This is a genomic window from Nocardia sp. NPDC024068, from assembly GCF_040638875.1.
GTDB lineage: Bacteria > Actinomycetota > Actinomycetes > Mycobacteriales > Mycobacteriaceae > Nocardia.
Genome location: NZ_JBEZYU010000127.1, coordinates 1 through 1,800, shown reverse-complemented (window position 1 = coordinate 1,800; position 1,800 = coordinate 1). Strand labels below are relative to the sequence as shown.

Genomic DNA, 1,800 nt, shown 5'->3' with positions numbered 1-1,800 from the left:
AGCGCATGTGGCGAAGCCACGAGTCTCGAGGGCTGACAGCAGACGCTCAGGGGGCCGAACCCCGCGCGCGCCAGCGCGCCAATAAACACAGCACCCTCACAGCGCCGAGCCCACCTTTTACATCGAGGCGATCAGCCGATCCACCCGCTCATCCACCGACCGGAACGGATCCTTACACAGCACCGTCCGCTGCGCTTGATCGTTCAACTTCAGATGAACCCAGTCGACCGTGAAGTCCCGCCCGGCCGCCTGCGCGGCGGTGATGAAATCGCCACGCAGTTTGGCGCGGGTGGTCTGCGGCGGGGTGTCGACGGCGGCGTCGACCGCGTCGTCCTCCGTGATCCGCTTGGCCAGGCCCTTGCGCTGCAGCAGATCGAACACACCGCGACCGCGTTTGATGTCGTGGTAGGCCAGATCCAGCTGGGCGATCTTGGGGTCGGCCAGTTCCATCCCGTAGCGGTCCTGGTAGCGCTGGAACAGCTTGCGCTTGATCACCCAGTCGATCTCGGTGTCGACCTTGGCGAAATCCTGGGATTCCACCGCGTCCAGAGTGCGGCCCCACAGGTCCACCACCTGGTCCACCTGCGGATCGCGTTCGCGGTTGCGCAGATGTTCGACGGCGCGGGCGTAGTACTCACGCTGGATGTCGAGGGCGCTGGCCTGCCGGCCGCCGGCCAGCCGCACCGGGCGCCGCCCGGTGAGATCGTGGCTCACTTCGCGGATCGCGCGGATGGGGTTGTCCAGGGCGAAATCCCGGAACGACACGCCGGCCTCGATCATCTCCAGCACCAGGGCGGCGGTGCCGACCTTGAGCATGGTGGTGGTTTCGGCCATATTCGAATCGCCCACGATCACGTGCAGGCGCCGGTACTTCTCGGCGTCGGCGTGCGGTTCGTCGCGGGTGTTGATGATGGGCCGCGACCGGGTGGTCGCCGAGGAGACGCCCTCCCAGATGTGCTCGGCCCGCTGGGAGAGGCAGAACGTGGCCGCCTTCGGTGTCTGCAGGACCTTGCCGGCGCCGCAGATCAGCTGCCGGGTGACCAGGAAAGGCAGCAGCACGTCGGAGATCCGGGAGAATTCGCCGGCCCGCACGACCAGGAAGTTCTCGTGGCAACCGTAGGAGTTGCCCGCCGAATCGGTGTTGTTCTTGAACAGGTAGATGTCCCCGCCGATACCCTCCTCCGCGAGGCGCTGCTCGGCGTCGATGAGCAGCTCCTCCAGTACTCGCTCCCCGGCCCGGTCGTGGGTGACCAGTTGGACCAGGCTGTCGCATTCGGCGGTGGCGTACTCCGGATGCGAACCGACGTCGAGGTAGAGCCGGGCGCCGTTTCGCAGGAACACATTGGAGCTGCGCCCCCAGGACACCACCCGGCGGAAGAGATACCGGGCCACCTCGTCGGGGCTGAGCCGGCGGTGTCCGTGGAAGGTGCACGTCACACCGAATTCGGTCTCGATCCCCATAATTCGTCGCTGCACACTATCGAGGTTACAGCGCTGGATGATCCCTGCGGGTCGGTGCGGAAAACCCGATGTATACGGCTTGGCAACGATTGGGCCGTCGGTTGTTCGCCGAATGGGCACCCGAACCCGAGAATCCGCAGCGTCAGGGGCTGTTCCCGGCCCGGAACACCGGCCGGAACGGCTGCGGCGACGGCCGTGGGAGGTCCCGGCCCGGACCACCTTTTCTCGACGATCCGGGCACAGAAACGGGCGCTCGGCCAGCGCGTCCGGCTCCAGTTCGCGATAGAAATCGGTGACGCTGCCGAGTTTCGAAAGACCTTTGTCGACCGCGATACTGGC

Annotated in this window: 1 protein-coding gene; it reads right to left on the bottom strand. The window is 66.2% G+C overall.

Annotated elements, in window-relative coordinates; translation table 11 throughout:
- Positions 1–117: 117 nt before the first annotated feature.
- On the bottom strand, positions 118–1,476 hold the full coding sequence (gene pafA, locus AB0F41_RS31565; RefSeq protein WP_357430260.1) for a Pup--protein ligase: 1,359 nt from the start codon (positions 1,474–1,476) through the stop codon (positions 118–120).
- Positions 1,477–1,800 lie beyond the last annotated feature (324 nt).